Genomic DNA, 17,827 nt, shown 5'->3' with positions numbered 1-17,827 from the left:
CGTAACTTTGCTGTTTTGTCTATTTATGAGCCATTTCGACGAATTTATTGAAGTAAAAGGTGCACGTGTACATAACCTTAAAAACATTGATGTTTCCATTCCAAGAGAGAAACTTGTTGTTATTACTGGGCTTTCTGGTAGTGGAAAATCGTCGTTGGCCTTCGACACTATATATGCTGAAGGACAACGTAGATATATAGAAACATTTTCGGCATATGCACGTCAGTTTTTGGGAGGATTAGAACGTCCTGATGTTGATAAAATTGATGGTTTATCACCTGTTATTGCTATTGAGCAGAAAACCACCAGCAAGTCACCACGGTCTACAGTTGGAACCATTACTGAGATTTATGATTTTATGCGTTTACTATTCGCACGTGCCAGTGACGCCTACAGTTATAATACAGGTGATAAAATGATAAGTTATAGCGATGAGCAAATAAAAGAGCTTATTATTAAGGACTTTAGTGATAAACGGATTAATATACTTGCACCAGTAGTTCGATCAAGAAAAGGGCATTACCGCGAGTTATTTGAGCAAATAGCGAAACAAGGTTTTGTAAAGGTTAGAACTGACGGAGAAATTAAGGACCTTGTGAAAGGCATGAAATTAGACCGTTACAAAACACATGATATTGAAATTGTAATTGATAGACTAGTTGTTAATGATACCATTGATAATGATAAAAGACTTACTGAAACCATTAATACGGCAATGTATCATGGTGATGATGTTTTGCTAGTAATTGACCAAAACACCAATAAATCCAGGTATTTTAGCAGAAATTTAATGTGTCCCTCATCTGGTATTTCTTATCCAAACCCTGAACCTAATAACTTCTCTTTCAATTCACCTAAAGGCGCTTGCTCAAATTGTAACGGTATTGGTGAATTACACCAAGTAAATACTGATAAAATTATCCCGGATGATTCACTTTCTATAAAGAACGGAGCTTTAGCTCCTCATGGACCTGAAAAGAACAGCTGGATTTTTAAGCAGTTTGAAACTATAGCACAACGTTTCAATTTTAAATTAACTGACCCCTACAAGGATATTCCTGAAGAAGCCAAGGAAATGATTCTTTTTGGTGGAAATGAAAAATTCTCAGTAGAAAGTAAAACCCTTGGTGTTACTAGAAATTATAATATTGATTTTGAAGGGGTTGCCAATTTTATTGAAAACCAGTACAAAACAGCCGAATCTACATCTTTAAAACGTTGGGCAAAAGGCTATATGGACAAAATTAAATGTCCTGAATGCGAAGGAAGTAGATTAAAAAAAGAATCTCTCTATTTTAAAATAAACGAAAAAAATATTGCTGAACTTGCCAATACGGATATTATTGAATTAGCAGAATGGTTTAACAATTTACACGAGCATTTGTCAGATAAGCAATTTAAAATTGCTGAAGAAGTTTTAAAGGAGATTAAATCAAGACTTCGGTTTTTATTGGATGTTGGTTTAGATTACCTATCGTTAAACCGAAGTTCAAAATCACTTTCAGGTGGTGAAGCTCAACGAATTAGACTAGCTACTCAAATAGGATCACAATTGGTTGGTGTACTTTATATTTTGGACGAACCCAGTATTGGTCTTCATCAACGTGATAATGAAAAACTCATAAACTCATTGGTTTCACTTAGAAATATTGGGAATTCGGTTATTGTAGTTGAACACGATAAGGACATGATAGAACGTGCCGATTATGTGATTGATATTGGTCCTAAAGCGGGTAAACACGGGGGTGAAATTATTAGTATTGGTGACCCTGATGAACTTAAATCTCATCATACTCTAACAGCCGATTACCTAAATGGTAGTAAGGAAATAGAAATTCCTGAAAAACGTAGAAAAGGTAACGGTAAGATTTTAGAAATAAAAGGATGTACCGGTAATAACCTAAAAAATGTTTCGGTGAAATTTCCATTAGGAAAAATGATTGGAGTAACCGGTGTCTCTGGTAGTGGGAAATCAACATTAATAAATGAAACCTTATACCCTATTTTAAATGCCCATTATTTTAATGGGGTTAAAATACCTATGCCATATAAAAGCATTAAAGGTTTAGAGCATATTGATAAAGTGATTGATATCAATCAATCACCTATTGGAAGAACTCCAAGAAGCAACCCAGTAACTTATACGGGCACTTTTAGTGAGATTAGAGCCTTATTTGCTAAAATACCAGAAGCCATGATACGCGGGTATAAAGCTGGCAGATTCAGTTTTAATGTTAAAGGAGGACGTTGCGAAACTTGTCAAGGTGGTGGTTTACGGGTCATAGAAATGAACTTTTTACCAGATGTTTATGTGGAATGTGAAACTTGCCAAGGAAAGCGTTTTAATAGAGAAACACTGGAAATTAGATATAAAGGAAAATCTATTAGTGATGTTTTAAACATGACTATTAATGAAGCAGTTGAATTCTTTGAGAACATTCCAAAAATTTATAAAAAACTTAAAACTATCCAAGATGTTGGTTTGGGGTATATCACTTTAGGTCAACAAAGTACAACCCTTTCAGGTGGTGAGGCACAACGAATTAAACTTGCTACCGAATTAAGCAAAAGAGATACAGGCAATACGTTCTATATTCTTGATGAACCAACAACTGGTTTGCATTTTGAAGATATTAGAGTGCTTATGCAAGTACTTAATAAACTCGTCGACAAAGGCAACACAGTACTTATTATTGAACATAATTTGGATGTAATTAAAACTGTTGATCATATAATTGATATAGGTTATGAAGGCGGTAAAGGTGGTGGACAAATTATTGTAGAAGGTTCTCCTGAGGAAGTAGTAAAACACAAAAAAAGCTATACGGCCAAATTCCTTAAAAAAGAATTAAATTAGCAAGTAAAAATTTTAATTATGAGAAAAGAATCACACCATAAAGGGTGGAATGAGATAAAAACGAACGACTCCTGGGCTATTTTTAAGATTATGGGAGAGTTTGTTAATGGTTTTGAAAAAATGAGTAAAATAGGTCCTTGTGTGTCTATTTTTGGATCTGCAAGAACAAAACCAGAGAATAAATATTATAAACTTACTGAAGAAATAGCCGAAAAAATTGTTGATGCCGGATATGGTGTTATTACTGGTGGTGGACCTGGAATTATGGAAGCTGGTAACAAAGGTGCTCATCTTGGAGGAGGTACATCAGTTGGTTTAAATATTGAGTTACCCTTTGAGCAACATGATAACCCATATATAGATCATGATAAGAATTTAGATTTTGATTATTTCTTTGTGCGTAAGGTGATGTTTGTAAAATATGCTCAAGGATTTGTTGTCATGCCAGGTGGATTCGGCACATTAGATGAATTATTTGAAGCTATCACCTTAATACAAACACACAAAATTGGAAAATTTCCAATTATTCTGGTTGGCACAGAATTTTGGGAAGGATTGCTAGATTGGGTTAAAAACACACTTTTAGATGCCTTTGGAAACATTAGTCCTAATGATTTAGATTTAATTCATTTGGTTGATACTGGAGAAGAAGTAACAGCTATTTTAGATGATTTCTATAAGGAATCTCAACTGAGTCCTAATTTCTAGTTAGGTATTTTATGTTCTAACTTGTTTAATATATAAAGAAGTTATTGATAAGCTTATCAACTACCATATTTTCTTATATTGCAAAGCCTTAAATGAATATTTAACCTTAAACTGTTTTAATAGCAAATTGAATTTTCGTCTCCTTAGTTATTTTATTGTTAGCATATACTGCTACCATGGTTTTGGTCAAAATAAAATAGACCTTAAGGCTGCTTTTGACCTTGAAAATAAAAAAATAACAATTTCTCAATCCATTCAATATTATAATACTACAGAAGACGAGCTCACAACTATCTATTTAAATAATTGGGCTAATAGTTATGCTACAAAAACCACACCTTTGGCCCAAAGAATTGCTGAAGAATACATTAATGATTTTCATTTAGCCAAAAATAAAGATCGAGGGTATTCTATTATTACTTCGGTTAAACAAAATGGAGTTGATATTGATTATTGTGAACTTGAAAGGCATCCTGATGTTATCAAAGTTGACTTAAATGAGCCTTTAAAACCAAATAGCTATTATAAGATTGATTTAGAATGTATTGTTCAAATTCCAAATTCCAAATTCACCAAATACGGCATTACAGAAATTGGTGATATAAATTTGAGGTACTGGTATATAACACCTGCAATTTATAATGGAGAATGGCAATACTATAGCAATAAAGATTTAGATGATTTGTTCATACCAAAAGCTGATTTAGCATTTGAAATAGATTATCCAAAAGGCTATCTTTTAACTTCAGAATTAAATTCAAATAGCTATGTTCAAAACCCTAAAGATCAAACAATTATATTGTCTGGTAAAAACCGACTTAGCACTAAACTTTTTTTAAGAAAAACTAAAGATTTCAAATACATTCAAAATGATAGTTTGACTCTTGTTTCTAGCATAAGTGATGAAGGGTTAGAGACCATTGATAAGGTTCTAATTACTGATAAGGTTTTAAAATTTTTAGATGAAAACCTAGGGAAGTATCCGCATGAAAAGTTGTTGCTTTCACAGATTGATTATGATAAAGACCCTATTTACGGAATGAATTTTTTACCTAAATTCATAAAGCCATATCCAAATCATTTTCAATACGAATTAAAACTTTTAAAAATATCTCTTCATAATTATCTCGAAAACACACTACTAATAAACCCAAGAAAAGAACAATGGCTTTTAGATGCCTTTCAGATATACTATGCAATGAAGTATGTAGATAATCATTATCCTGACATGAAATTCTTAGGTTCAATTGCAGATCTTTGGGGGGTTCGTTCGTTTCATGCAGCCGATATGAAATTCAATGACAAGTATACCTTAGCCTTTATGTTAATGGCTCGAACCAATAGAGATCAAAAGCTTACCATGGCTAAAGATTCTCTCTTAAAGTTCAATGCAAATATTGCCAATAAATACAAAGCTGGTGTTGGCCTAAGATATTTAGACGATTTTGTAAATCATGATGTGGTTGAAAATAGTTTATCATCCTTTATAAAGGCCAAAAAATTAAAGGAAACTTCGGCTAAAGAGTTTGAATCTTTTATTAAATCAAAAACCAACAAAAACATTGACTGGTTCTTTAGCGACTATTTAGATACCAGAAAAAAAATAGATTTTAAAATTAGAAAGGTTATTAAAAATAAAGATTCTGTTACATTAACTATAAAAAACAAACGAGGTAATAGTATGCCTGTTTCTCTTTTCTCATTAAGAAATGACACCATATTATCTAAAAAATGGATTGAAAACATATCTAGCAGTAAAACAATTACCATTCCAAGAAATGATGCCACAGAACTTGTTTTAAACTACAATAAAGTGATTCCAGAAATAAACATTAGAGATAATTGGAAATCACTAAAAGGCTTTTTTTTCAACAATAAACCCTTGCAATTTAGGGTGTTTCAAGATATTGAAGACCCTCATTATAATCAGGTTTTCTTTATGCCTGTAGTAGAATTTAATAATATTTATGATGGTATTACATTTGGTTCTAGAGTATATAACAAAACGGTACTAAGAAAACTTTTTAATTATAGAATAGAACCTCAATACGCCCTTAAATCTAAAACCTTTACAGGCTCCGGATTTGTATCCAATACACATTATTTTGAAAACTCAAACCTGTATAATTTAAGTTATGGTATCGGTGCAGCCTATTCGTCTTATGCCGAGAATCTTTTTGTTAGACAAATCACACCTTCAATATCCCTTTTGTTTAGAGAAGACAATGATTTTCGATCAAATAAAAGACAATCTTTAACTTTTAGATATGTAGATATTCATAGAGATAAAGACGAAAACAACGTTTTAACTTCTACAGAGCCTAATTATGGCATATTCAATGCGCGTTACATCAACTCAAACGACAATTTGATTAACTTCAATAAGTGGTATGTAGATTTTCAGGTGGCAAAGAACTTTAGTAAAGTGGCTTTTAATTATGAATACAGAAAACTGTTTGAAAGTAACAGACAGCTAAATTTAAGAGCATTTACTGGTGTATTTCTAAAAAACAATACTGATTTAGATTCAAACTATTTTAGTTTTGCTTTAGATAGACCAACAGATTATCTATTTGACTATGCATACCTAGGACGTTCTGAAGCATCAGGTATTTTTAGTCAACAATATATTACTGCTGAAGGTGGTTTTAAATCCAAATTAAATACACCATTTGCTAACCAATGGATTACCACTCTAAATGCAAGTACAACAATTTGGAAATACATATTGGCATATGGAGACATGGGACTCGTAAAAAACAAATTTGATACAGCTCATTTTATGTATGATTCTGGAATAAGAATCAATCTTGTTGCAGATTATTTTGAAATTTACTTACCGGTTTACTCAAATAGGGGCTGGGAATTAGGGCAGCCTAATTACGACCAGAAGATTAGATTCAAGTTCACAGCTGACCCTCAAGTTCTATTCGGTCTATTCAGAAGAAGATGGTTTTAACATGTTCTTTTTTACATTATTCTTATTAAAACATTGTTTTTATTAATTATTATATAATTATATATTGTAAATAATTAAAATGTATTAATTACTTATCAATCATTTACACATCCTGATAATTGCATAAAAGTTAAAGTTTGATTACTTTTGCGTGAGTGAAAAAATTCCAATATGCAAGGTATTCCTAGTTTAAAAAATATATCGTTTGAGGATTTCAAAACCGAAGTTATCAGTGATTATAAAATAGCTGTAAGAAGTAGAGAGTGTAGTTTATTAGGAAGACGTGAAGTACTTACAGGTAAAGCAAAATTTGGAATATTCGGTGACGGAAAAGAGATACCTCAGTTAGCAATGGCTAAAGCCTTTAAAAAAGGTGACTGGAGATCAGGTTATTATCGAGATCAAACCCTAATGATGGCCTTAGGTGAACTTACTGTTGAACAGTTTTTTGCCGGATTATACGCAAATACAGATATAAAACAAGAGCCAATGTCTGCTGGAAGACAAATGGGTGGTCACTTTGTTACCCACAGTTTAGATGATAATGGAAATTGGAAGGATCTAACAAAACAATACAATTCTAGTGCAGATATTTCTTGTACTGCCGGACAAATGCCTCGTTTACTAGGGTTAGCACAAGCTTCGAAAATATTCAGAGAAGTAGAAAATATCAAATCTTCCAATTTTTCAGTTAATGGAAATGAAGTAGCTTGGGGAACTATTGGAAACGCTAGTACCAGTGAAGGCTTATTTTTTGAAACTATTAATGCTGCTGGAGTTTTGCAAGTTCCTATAGTGATGAATGTTTGGGATGATGAGTATGGTATTTCTGTACATGCCAAACACCAGACTACAAAAGAGAACATCTCCGAAATATTAAAAGGGTTTCAGCGTGATAGTGAAAACAAAGGTTTTGAGATTTTACGCGTTAAAGGTTGGGATTATGCTAATCTTGTTGAAACCTATCAAGAAGCAGGTGATATAGCTAGAAATGAACATGTTCCAGTATTAATTCATGTCATGGAGCTCACTCAACCACAAGGACACTCTACATCAGGATCTCATGAACGTTATAAAAGCTCTGAACGTTTAGAATGGGAAAGACAGCATGATTGCAACTTAAAAATGCGTGAGTGGATGATTGAAAGTGGTATTTCTACTAATGAAGAGTTAGTTGAAATAGAACGCATTATTAAAAGAGAAGTTAGAGAAGCTAAAAAGAATGCTTGGAACACTTTTTTAAGACCCATAATAAAAGAAAAAACAGAATTAGTTTCAATACTAACTCAAATAGCAACTAAATCTTCTAACGGAGTTTTTATTTCTAAATTAAAAGACGCCGTAGCAAGTGTAGATGAGCCTACCCGAAAAGATCTTCTTTCTAATGCTAGAAAGACTTTACGGTACACAATTGGAGAAACATCAAATGAAAAACAGAAGCTAGCGCAATGGATTGACCGAATTTTTGAAACCAGTCAACCTAGATTTAGCTCACATTTATATTCTGAGACAGGGCATTCAAACACCCGTATTAAAGAAGTAAAGCCTACATTTAATGAGAACGCTCAACTAGTTGATGGTAGAATTATTTTAAGAGATAATTTTGATGCTATTTTCAGCAATTACCCTGAAGCTCTGGTATTTGGAGAAGACACCGGTACTATTGGTGATGTTAATCAAGGTTTGGAAGGATTGCAAGCTAAATATGGTGAACATAGAGTTGCAGATACTGGTATTCGTGAAGCTACTATTATTGGACAAGGAATTGGTATGGCCTTACGTGGTTTACGTCCAATAGCCGAAATTCAGTATTTAGATTATATTCTTTATGCTATTCAAACAATTAGTGATGATTTAGCAACAACTCACTACAGAACTAAAGGCAAACAAAAAGCACCATTAATAATAAGAACTAGAGGTCATAGATTAGAAGGAATTTGGCATTCAGGTTCTCAAATGGGTGGCATTTTAAATCTAGCAAGAGGAGTTAATTTACTAGTTCCTAGAAGTATGACTAAAGCTGCTGGTTTTTATAACACTTTACTTCAAGGTGATGATCCGGCAATTGTTGTAGAATGTCTTAATGGCTATAGATTAAAAGAAAAAATGCCTAATAACCTTGGAGATTTAAAAACACCAATTGGAGTGGTTGAAACCATAAAAGAAGGAAATGATATTACGCTTGTTTCCTATGGCTCTACACTTAGAATTGTATATCAAACCGCTAAAGAGTTATTAAGTTTAGGTATTGACGCTGAAGTTATTGATGTGCAGTCCTTGTTACCATTCGATTTAAATCATGACATAGTTAAGAGTGTAGAAAAAACGAATCGTCTTATGATCATTGATGAAGATGTACCTGGTGGAGCTTCTGCTTACATTCTAGACGAAATACTTAACAAACAAAAGGCTTTTCAGTATTTAGATAGTGAGCCAAAAACATTATCTGCTAAGGCGCACAGACCTGCCTATGGTGATGATGGAGATTATTTTTCTAAACCTTCCGCTGAAGATATTTTTGAGGCAGTTTACGGAGTTATGCATGAATTAAATCCCACTGATTTCCCTAAACTAAGGTAGAATAATACCCATTTTTATCATGAATAAAAATCTTATTGATTTAGCGCTATTAATTCTTAGGTTTGGTTCTGGAGGATTAATGCTAACACACGGTATTCCAAAAATTTCAAAGTTATTTGAATCGCCTATTAAATTTTCCAACCCTATCGGTTTGGGTGAAACCCCTTCCCTTATTCTCACGTTAATTGGAGAAGTTCTTGCTCCAATATTTATGATTATTGGTTTTAAAACCAAAATAGCTTCAGTACCAGCTATAATAACAATGTTTGTGGCCGCTTTTGTAATTCACCTTAGTGATCCAATTGGCAAAAAGGAAAAAGCAATATTATACTTAATGTGCTTTGTTGTTTTATTTTTAACAGGTGCCGGTAAATATTCTATTGATAGTTTTAAAAAAAGTTAAGCACTATAGGTTGATTGGATTATTACCCCATTGAACAGCAAATACAATTATTTGATTAATTCTTAATTGACATTCCTCAATAAAATAGTTAAATTCGTTCAACTTTCTTTTTAATCAACTAACAACTATACTATGAAACCTGTTTTTAGACTGTTAATCTTATCATTAGTCTCTTTAACCTTTTCTTGCCAGAACAAAACAGAAAAATCTGAAATTACAAAAATCAATTCTATTGAAGAACCAGAAGTAATAGCAGATAATCAAGACACTTTTTACCAATACTCTATCTGGTTTGCCTTTGTAAACAAAGTTTTTGATGGAAATTTAACAGTAAAAGAGCTTAAAACACATGGTGATGTTGGTCTAGGATCGTTCGATTTTTTAGATGGCGAATTGGTGATGCTTGATGGAGTACCTTACCGAATAAGAGAAAACGGTGAAATAAATGTTGGACAAGATAATGACGAAATAGTTTATGCAGATGCGGCTTTCTTTGATAAGGAAGAAGAATTTACTATTGAAGAACCTTTTAATTTTTCAGATTTAGCTTCAAAATTGGATACTAAAAAGAAATCACCCCATTACTTCTATATTTATAAAGTTCACGGTTCGTTCAAACATATTAAACTTGGCGGTGTACCAAAAGTAGAAAGGCCTTTTACTGAAGGGTTAGATGTTCTGATTCCTAATAGACCTGTTTTTGAAGCTGAAAATATTTCTGGAACCTTGGTTGGTTTTTATTGTCCAGATTATATAGGTGATATTAATGCTAGAGGGCATCACTTTCACTTTATAAGTGATGATAAAAAATGGGGTGGACATGTTATGGATTTTGAATCTTCAGGGGCGTTAGAAGTACAATCAGACACAAAAACAAAATACGAATTTGATTTGCCAGTTAGCAAGGAATTTGAAAACGTAGATTTAAGTAAGACGTTTCAGTACAACTAAAAATCATGTTTAAAGAATACCTTTTCATCCTAACACTATTTAGTGTTTCACTCTTTAGTTGTTCAACTTCAACTGAAATAAAATCTCCTTTGGTTGATTTTGCTAGGGAAAAGATTAATGAATCACTTGAAGAAAGTGGACAGGAAACACTTAAGATTACGTGGGTAATAGATAGCCTTCAACAAAAAGCACAAGCCTATAGCATCACTGTAAATTCAGATGAAATAACAATTATTGGCGGGGACGAAAGAGGATTAATGTATGGTGGTTTAGAGGTTGCTGAACAATTAGCATTAAATGGTGGAATTCAAAATACATCACATGAACCATTCATTCAGAATAGAGGCTTAAAAATGAATATTCCTTTGGATGCACGTACTCCAAGTTATGATGATTCTGGAGATGCAGCTATAAGAAATGTAAAAACCGTTTGGGAATGGGATTTTTGGAAAAACTATTTAGATCAAATGGCTACTAATCGTTACAACGTTTTGTCTCTATGGAATCCACATCCATTCCCTTCTATGATTAAACTAGAGAAATATCCTGATATAGCATTAGATGATATATACACTACCAGTTATAAACCTAACGGATTAGAAAATGAAATGGGTGACCCTGGACTAGTGTCCACGGTGGTTTTTGACAATTTAAAACTAGTTAAAAAACAATCTATTGATGATAAAATTCTTTTTTGGCAAAAAGTAATGCAATACGCCCATGATAGAGGCATTGATATATACTGGATTAATTGGAACATCTGCCCAAATAGTGTTGCTACGCCTGTTGAACCTATGTATAAAACCTATAGAATAAACATGCGCGATGAAAAACCTGGTAAACATGGTATCACTCATCAAATGGATAATCCTATTACAATAGCATATCATAGGGCTGCTACCAAGCAATTTTTAAAAACCTATCCGCATGTAAAGGGAATTGGCATTACTTCTGGTGAACACATGCCCTTAACTTGGGAAGGTTCTAACCGTGAGGAATGGGTTTGGAACACGTACGGAATGGGTATTCTAGACTTTAAAAAAGAACAACCAAATAGAGAAGTTAATTTCATTCACAGAGTTTGGCATTCTGACATGGAGCAAATAATGAAATATTGGGGTGATTACCCCGATACTTTTGATGTTAGCTTTAAATATGCCAAGGCTCGTTTATATTCTTCGCCTAGCATCAATTTCTATGATGAACACATTGAAAGCATGAAGCAATACGGTTTAAAATCTTGGTGGAATCTTAGAAACGACGATATTTTTGTACACCGATGGGCAAATACAAATTACGTTAGAGATTTTATTGCCAATATGCCTGACGACACCAAAGGCTACTATATGGGTTCTGACGGTTATGTGTGGGCAAGAGAATTTATAAGTAAAAATCCGGAGCTTTCTGGTGAATACGAATTTGATAAACACAAATTCCGTTTTATGCTTTGGGGAAGATTAGGTTATAACAATAAGCTTTCGGAAGAAATTATTTTTAAAACTTTCAAAAAACAATATGTTTCAGATGATGCTAAATTATTGTTCAATACGTGGCAAACCGCTTCTAAAATCATTCCTCAAGTAAATAGGTTTCATTGGCGTAATTGGGATGCAGATTGGTCTGTAGAGTCTTGTAGAGCACGTGAAAAATTAGGTGGCTTTAGAGATGTTTTCGATTTTGTTAATAATCCAGTAATGCAAAATCAAAATCTAATCAACTGTAAAAATTATGTAACAAAAACTCTTGCCAATGAAGGAATTACAGAAATAACACCAGTTCAAGTCACTGATAGATTGATTTCTTGGAGTAACACAGCAATTAACAACTCAAAACAATTATTCGCTGATAGCACGGCATCTGTTCAAACAAAAGCATTACTTTCGGATATTAAAGCTATGGGATATTTGGGCTTATTTTACGCAAACAAAATTGATGCAGCAACCAATTTGGCTTATTTTCAACAAACAAACGAAAAAAAATACAGTCATATTGCTATTAATTACATGAAAAGATCCCTAGAAGCTATTCAACAATATGCTAGTATTTCAAACACTAATTATCATTCTCAAATGTTAGCACGCCCGGGAGCCTTAAATTGGAATCTTATGGTTAATGAAGTTAAAAAAGAAGTAGTAGCAGTATCAAATCTATAATAAATGAAAGCGGTCTCAGTAAAAGAAATTAAGCAAGAACTCAATACACTTTCTCATAAAGAAGTTCAAGATATTTGTTTGAGATTATCACGCTTCAAAAAGGAAAACAAAGAACTACTCACCTATTTGTTATTTGAATCACATAACGAAACTGGATATATTGAAAGTGTGAAAGCCTATATAGATGAAGAGTTTGAGGTTATTAACAGAGATAGCTATTATTACATTCGTAAAAGTGTTAGAAAGATTTTACGGAATATAAAGAAATATGTTCGGTACTCTCATAAAAAAGAAACTGAGGTAGAGCTCCTACTCTATTTTTGTGAAAAATTAAAGGATTTCACACCAAGTATTAACCCTAGCACACAATTGCAAAACATGTATAATCGGCAATTGTTATTGGCTAAAAAACATATTTCAACATTACATGAAGATTTACAGTATGACTTTAATACATTGATTGAGGACTTTTAAAATGTTATAAGTTAACAACTTAAGCTATTTACGACTTGGTTTTGTGTGAAAAATTTGCGAACTTAAACCATCTTCAAATTTGTTGGAAGAATTTGTTACTAATCAAAACCCTCAGAAAATGAAAACAGTTGGAATTATAGGCGGCTCAGGATTTATCGGAAGTCACATTACAAAAAAATATTTACAAGAAGGTTTTAAAGTCAAAGTATCAGCTACTGATATTTCTAAAACAGAAAAATATCAGCATTTAAAAAACCTACCGAATGCAGAGAATTTGGAAATTCTACCATTAAAAGTTGAAAACAAAAATCAGCTCACAGAATTTATTAAAGATTGCAGTATTGTAGTTCACGGTGGTACACCATTTCAATTAGACGTTAAAGATCCAAAAACTGAATTATTTGACCCTACTATTAAGGGAACAGAAAACTTTCTAGAAGTAATCACAGAAATACCAGATGTTGAAAAAGTTGTTTTTATAGCATCTGTTGCCGCATATAACACCAATTTCCCTATGCCTCCAGGAGGAAAACAACCTAATGAGAATATGGATGAAACTGATGAACCGTTTATGAGCGAAGAAAGTCATCCGTATGCACAAGCAAAATTTATTGCCAACCAAACAGTAGAGAAGTTCATTAAAGAACATCCAAATACCAACTTTGAAATAACCAGTGTTTCACCTGTGGCTGTAATGGGAAAATCACTTTCAAACAGGGAAGATTCTACGTCTTCTGGATTGCAATTTTTATTCAAAAATAAAATTGCCCCAAACCCATTTGTACAAATGCTATTTGATACTGATGCTGAATTTGCAATCGTAGATGTTAAGGATGTTGCTAATGGCGTATATAATGCTAGCCTTAAAAGTGGCCTTCATGGTAAGAATTATTTATTAAGTAGTGAAAGTTGGAAAGTCTCAGATATTTCAAAAATGCTTAATAACGAAAAGATAAATGGCAATGCGCACGTTTTCTATAAAAATAATAGTGCAAAACAAGATTTAGGCATTGTGTTTAATCCAGCTATTGTTCCACTAAAAGAATTTAGCAATTAACTAATAGACCTCTTCTCAATATTATATTGAGAAGAGGTTACACTAAATTTCTAAGGTAATTAAGTTAACCATTAAGTTGTTTGTTTTCTTGATTTTATTAGAAAAATCAATGAACTTCATTTAACTTTGGATATAAATAAAATAGAATACAATTTATATCCATAAGACCATTAAACGAAATACAAATAGCCCCAACTTCATTTATTAAGTTTCTTCAAATTCAGGGGGTAAAAATCAATTCATATTAAACCTTACAAATCATTACGCTTTGTTTGAATGCTAGCAGCATTATTTTATCTTTGCGCAATCAAAAGGAAATAGACTTTATGAAGATTTCATATAACTGGTTAAAGCAATTCATTAAAATTGATTGGGCACCAGAAAAAGCAGGGGAATTACTCACAGATTTAGGCCTTGAAGTTGAAGGTATTGAAAGCTACCAATCTATAAAAGGTGGTCTTGAAGGCGTTGTTGTTGGAGAAGTTTTAACTTGCATAAAGCACCCTAACGCAGATAAATTAAAAGTTACTACGGTTAATATAGGTGAAGATACTCCTGTACAAATAGTTTGTGGTGCACCTAATGTAGCTGCTGGTCAAAAAGTACCTGTGGCAACTATTGGAACTACATTATATACTGAAGAAGGTGAAGGCTGGAAAATAAAAAAAGGAAAAATTAGAGGTAAGGAAAGCTTTGGGATGATATGTGCCGAAGACGAGCTTGGTTTAGGAAAATCTCATGATGGTATCTTGGTTTTAGACCAAAACCTTAAAGTAGGGACAGCTTGTGCTGATATCTTTAATATTGAAAATGACCATGTTTTTGAAATTGGATTAACGCCTAATAGGGCTGATGCCATGGGGCATTTAGGTACTGCCAGAGATTTAAAAGCAGGCCTATTACAAAAAGATCTTAATCTAGAATTAATCACACCATCTGTTAGTTCTTTTCATGTTGACAATAGAACGCTTAAAATTGATGTAGATGTCATCAATAAGGATTTAGCACCAAGGTATTGTGGTGTTACTATTTCTGGAATAAAGGTAAGCGATTCTCCTGCTTGGTTACAAAATAGATTAAAAACCATAGGTTTAAGTCCAATTAATAATATAGTTGATGCTACTAATTATGTTTTACACGATTTAGGTCAACCCCTCCATGCATTTGACGCCGTTAAGATAGCTGGAAATAAAGTTGAAGTTAAGACCCTGAAAAAAGGAACAAAATTTATCACTTTAGATGGTGTTGAACGTGAATTACATGAAGATGATTTAATGATATGTGATGCCGAAAAACCAATGTGTATTGCTGGAGTTTTTGGTGGTATACATTCTGGAGTAACAGAAAGTACAACAAGTATTTTTCTTGAAAGTGCCTATTTTAACCCAGTTTCTATTAGAAAATCAGCTAAACGTCATGGCCTAAATACCGATGCTTCTTTCCGTTTTGAAAGAGGTATTGATCCTAACATCACCGAATATGCTTTAAAGAGAGCGGCTTTGCTAATTCAAGAACTTGCAGGAGGAGAAATAACTAGTGATATTGTTGATATCTATCCTAATAAAATAGAAGATTTTCAGGTGCGCTTAAGTTTTGATAAGGCCAAAAAACTCATAGGTGAAGAAATACCAAGAGAAACTATTAAAAGTATTCTGACTTCTTTAGAAATTAAAGTAAATAATGTTACAGAAACTGGCCTAGGGTTAACGGTTCCTGCTTATAGAAATGATGTTCAAAGAGAAGCCGATGTTATTGAAGAGGTTTTACGTGTATATGGCTACAATAATATTAAGACAACCGAAAAGTTAAACGCTTCTATTTCTAGTACATCACGTTTTGACGATCATAGAATCCAGAATGTAGTTGGAAATCAGTTGGTTTCTCAAGGGTTTTACGAAATAATGGCAAACTCTTTAACAACTACCAAATATGTAGAGCTAAGTAAGCAGTTGAAAGAAGAACATAATATTTCTATGTTAAATCCTTTAAGTAGTGATTTAGGGGTAATGAGACAAAGTTTATTGTTTTCAGGCTTAGAAGCTGTAAGCTATAATATTAACAGAAAACAAGACGATTTAAAGCTTTTTGAATTTGGTAAGACCTATCATCAGTATAATGAGACAAGAGAAGAGTTTAAACATCTTTCTGTGTTTGTAACTGGAAATCGTTCACAAGAACGTTGGACTAACAGTGTTCAAAAAAGTGATTTCTTCTTTTTAAAAGGAACAATTTCAAGTATTTTAGATAGATTAGGTTTATCAAGATATAAAGTATCACCAGTCAAAAATGATGTTTTTAGTGAAGGTGTAAGTCTTTCTTTAGGAAAAAATAAACTTGTTGATTTTGGATTGGTTAACAAAAAAGTTTTAAAACATTTTGGGATTTCTCAAAATGTATTATTTGCTGATTTTAATTGGGATACTATTTTAGATATGGCTAAACATAACAAAGTTAAGTTTAAAGATATTCCTAAATACCCAGCTGTAAGACGAGATTTCGCTTTACTTTTAGATGAAACCGTATCATTTGAAGATATTGATAAAATTGCTTCTCAAACAGAAAAACAACTATTAAAAGATGTTGATTTGTTTGATGTTTATCAAGGTAAAAACTTACCAAAAGGCAAAAAGAGTTATGCAGTTAGTTTTACATTGCAAGATGAAAATAAAACGCTTACGGATAAGCAGATTGATAAAATCATGAAAAAGTTACAGACTAATTTTGAAAAACAATTGGGTGCTGAATTGCGATAACAGAGTATTACACCTAATTACTGTATTTTTAGTTTTAGGGGCTTTTACAATTAGTTTCGGTCAACAGCTTGAAACAGTTTCCAAAAAGGACTCTACTAGTTTAAAACAATTACTTAAGCACGATTTAAAATCTAGCTTTAAAAGTGTTGGATATGCCTTTACAAGACCAATCCATTGGAAAGGAAAAGATTATTTAAAATTAGGCGGTTTAATTGGTGGCACAATTGCTTTATCGGCAGCTGATGATGAAATTAATAGTTTCTTTCTTCAACAACAAGATGATTTCCCAAAGTTTATTAGGGATATAGGATGGTATTTTGGTAGTCCGCAAAATTACTTTATGGCCAATGCCAGTTTATATGGAGTTGGATTATTCACAAGAAATGAGCAAATTAGAAGAACTAGTGTTTTAATAATTTCATCATCGTTTACTACAGGAGTCATATCATCACTATTGAAAAGTTCTGTTGGAAGGGCAAGACCTAAATCAGGTTTAGGCAACTGGGAATTTGAACCATTTTCGGATGAACCCAGATTTCACTCTTTTCCGTCAGGACATACAGCACTTTCAATTACAGCTGCCCATGCTATTGCTAAACAATTTGACAATACTTGGGTTAAAATTGGGATTTATAGCATTGGTGCCATTCCTCCTATTAGTAGATTAGTTGATAACGCCCATTGGCTTACAGACATAGCTTTTAGCACTGCACTTAGTATTATTGTTGTAGATAGTATTGAGAAGTTTTTACATAAAATCGACTTATATCAAGAAAGAGCTTCAAAGAAAAATAAAATTTCTTGGAATGTTTCGTTTGGAACAAACAAGGTGGGACTAAGAGGTGCATTTTAATTATTTCTACTTTTAAGGTACCAAATACTTCTAGGAAATTTCCTTAAAATTTCTTATATTTAAGAGAACTCAAAATCTT

11 protein-coding genes are annotated in these 17,827 nt (G+C 32.7%); all 11 read left to right on the top strand.

Annotation, left to right across the window (positions count from 1 at the left end):
• The first annotated feature begins 25 nt into the window (after positions 1-25).
• The 11 genes from uvrA to FUA22_RS16895 all read left to right on the top strand — a co-directional run bounded on the left by uvrA (position 26) and on the right by FUA22_RS16895 (position 17,748).
• Positions 26-2,857: an excinuclease ABC subunit UvrA gene (gene uvrA, locus FUA22_RS16945; protein ID WP_147769773.1), complete on the top strand. Its 2,832-nt coding sequence runs from the start codon at positions 26-28 to the stop codon at positions 2,855-2,857.
• A gap of 18 nt (positions 2,858-2,875) precedes the next feature.
• On the top strand, positions 2,876-3,565 hold the full coding sequence (locus tag FUA22_RS16940; protein ID WP_147769772.1) for an LOG family protein: 690 nt from the start codon (positions 2,876-2,878) through the stop codon (positions 3,563-3,565).
• A gap of 127 nt (positions 3,566-3,692) precedes the next feature.
• A complete protein-coding gene (locus FUA22_RS16935) occupies positions 3,693-6,524 on the top strand; it encodes a gluzincin family metallopeptidase (RefSeq protein ID WP_147769771.1) in 2,832 nt (943 codons plus the stop codon).
• Between the two features lie 171 nt (positions 6,525-6,695).
• The gene (locus FUA22_RS16930; protein WP_147769770.1) at positions 6,696-9,104 is read left to right on the top strand and encodes an alpha-ketoacid dehydrogenase subunit alpha/beta; all 2,409 of its coding nucleotides are present in this window, start codon (positions 6,696-6,698) and stop codon (positions 9,102-9,104) included.
• 19 nt (positions 9,105-9,123) lie between these two features.
• Positions 9,124-9,507, top strand: a complete 384-nt coding sequence (locus FUA22_RS16925) for a DoxX family protein (RefSeq protein ID WP_147769769.1) — start codon at positions 9,124-9,126, stop codon at positions 9,505-9,507.
• 132 nt (positions 9,508-9,639) lie between these two features.
• Positions 9,640-10,458: an acetolactate decarboxylase gene (gene budA / locus FUA22_RS16920; protein WP_147769768.1), complete on the top strand. Its 819-nt coding sequence runs from the start codon at positions 9,640-9,642 to the stop codon at positions 10,456-10,458.
• Positions 10,459-10,463: 5 nt separating this feature from the next.
• On the top strand, positions 10,464-12,611 hold the full coding sequence (locus FUA22_RS16915) for a beta-N-acetylhexosaminidase family protein (RefSeq protein WP_147769767.1): 2,148 nt from the start codon (positions 10,464-10,466) through the stop codon (positions 12,609-12,611).
• Positions 12,612-12,614: 3 nt separating this feature from the next.
• On the top strand, positions 12,615-13,085 hold the full coding sequence (locus FUA22_RS16910; protein WP_147769766.1) for a hypothetical protein: 471 nt from the start codon (positions 12,615-12,617) through the stop codon (positions 13,083-13,085).
• 118 nt (positions 13,086-13,203) lie between these two features.
• Positions 13,204-14,142, top strand: a complete 939-nt coding sequence (locus tag FUA22_RS16905; protein ID WP_147769765.1) for an NAD-dependent epimerase/dehydratase family protein — start codon at positions 13,204-13,206, stop codon at positions 14,140-14,142.
• 326 nt (positions 14,143-14,468) lie between these two features.
• A complete protein-coding gene (gene pheT / locus FUA22_RS16900; protein ID WP_147769764.1) occupies positions 14,469-16,895 on the top strand; it encodes a phenylalanine--tRNA ligase subunit beta in 2,427 nt (808 codons plus the stop codon).
• Positions 16,864-17,748, top strand: a complete 885-nt coding sequence (locus FUA22_RS16895) for a phosphatase PAP2 family protein (protein ID WP_147769763.1) — start codon at positions 16,864-16,866, stop codon at positions 17,746-17,748. The genes pheT and FUA22_RS16895 overlap by 32 nt, the downstream gene beginning before the upstream one ends.
• Positions 17,749-17,827 lie beyond the last annotated feature (79 nt).

Source organism: Seonamhaeicola maritimus (assembly GCF_008056315.1).
In the GTDB taxonomy this organism is placed as follows: domain Bacteria; phylum Bacteroidota; class Bacteroidia; order Flavobacteriales; family Flavobacteriaceae; genus Seonamhaeicola; species Seonamhaeicola maritimus.
The sequence above is the reverse complement of the archived record's forward strand: the minus strand, read 5'-3'. Positions and strand labels throughout refer to the sequence as shown.

Coding starts and splice junctions, on each gene's coding strand:
- uvrA (WP_147769773.1), top strand. CDS start 26: ATGAGCCATTTCGACGAATTTATTGAAGTAAAAGGTGCACGTGTACAT.
- FUA22_RS16940 (WP_147769772.1), top strand. CDS start 2,876: ATGAGAAAAGAATCACACCATAAAGGGTGGAATGAGATAAAAACGAAC.
- pheT (WP_147769764.1), top strand. CDS start 14,469: ATGAAGATTTCATATAACTGGTTAAAGCAATTCATTAAAATTGATTGG.
- FUA22_RS16915 (WP_147769767.1), top strand. CDS start 10,464: ATGTTTAAAGAATACCTTTTCATCCTAACACTATTTAGTGTTTCACTC.
- FUA22_RS16910 (WP_147769766.1), top strand. CDS start 12,615: ATGAAAGCGGTCTCAGTAAAAGAAATTAAGCAAGAACTCAATACACTT.
- FUA22_RS16930 (WP_147769770.1), top strand. CDS start 6,696: ATGCAAGGTATTCCTAGTTTAAAAAATATATCGTTTGAGGATTTCAAA.
- FUA22_RS16925 (WP_147769769.1), top strand. CDS start 9,124: ATGAATAAAAATCTTATTGATTTAGCGCTATTAATTCTTAGGTTTGGT.
- budA (WP_147769768.1), top strand. CDS start 9,640: ATGAAACCTGTTTTTAGACTGTTAATCTTATCATTAGTCTCTTTAACC.
- FUA22_RS16905 (WP_147769765.1), top strand. CDS start 13,204: ATGAAAACAGTTGGAATTATAGGCGGCTCAGGATTTATCGGAAGTCAC.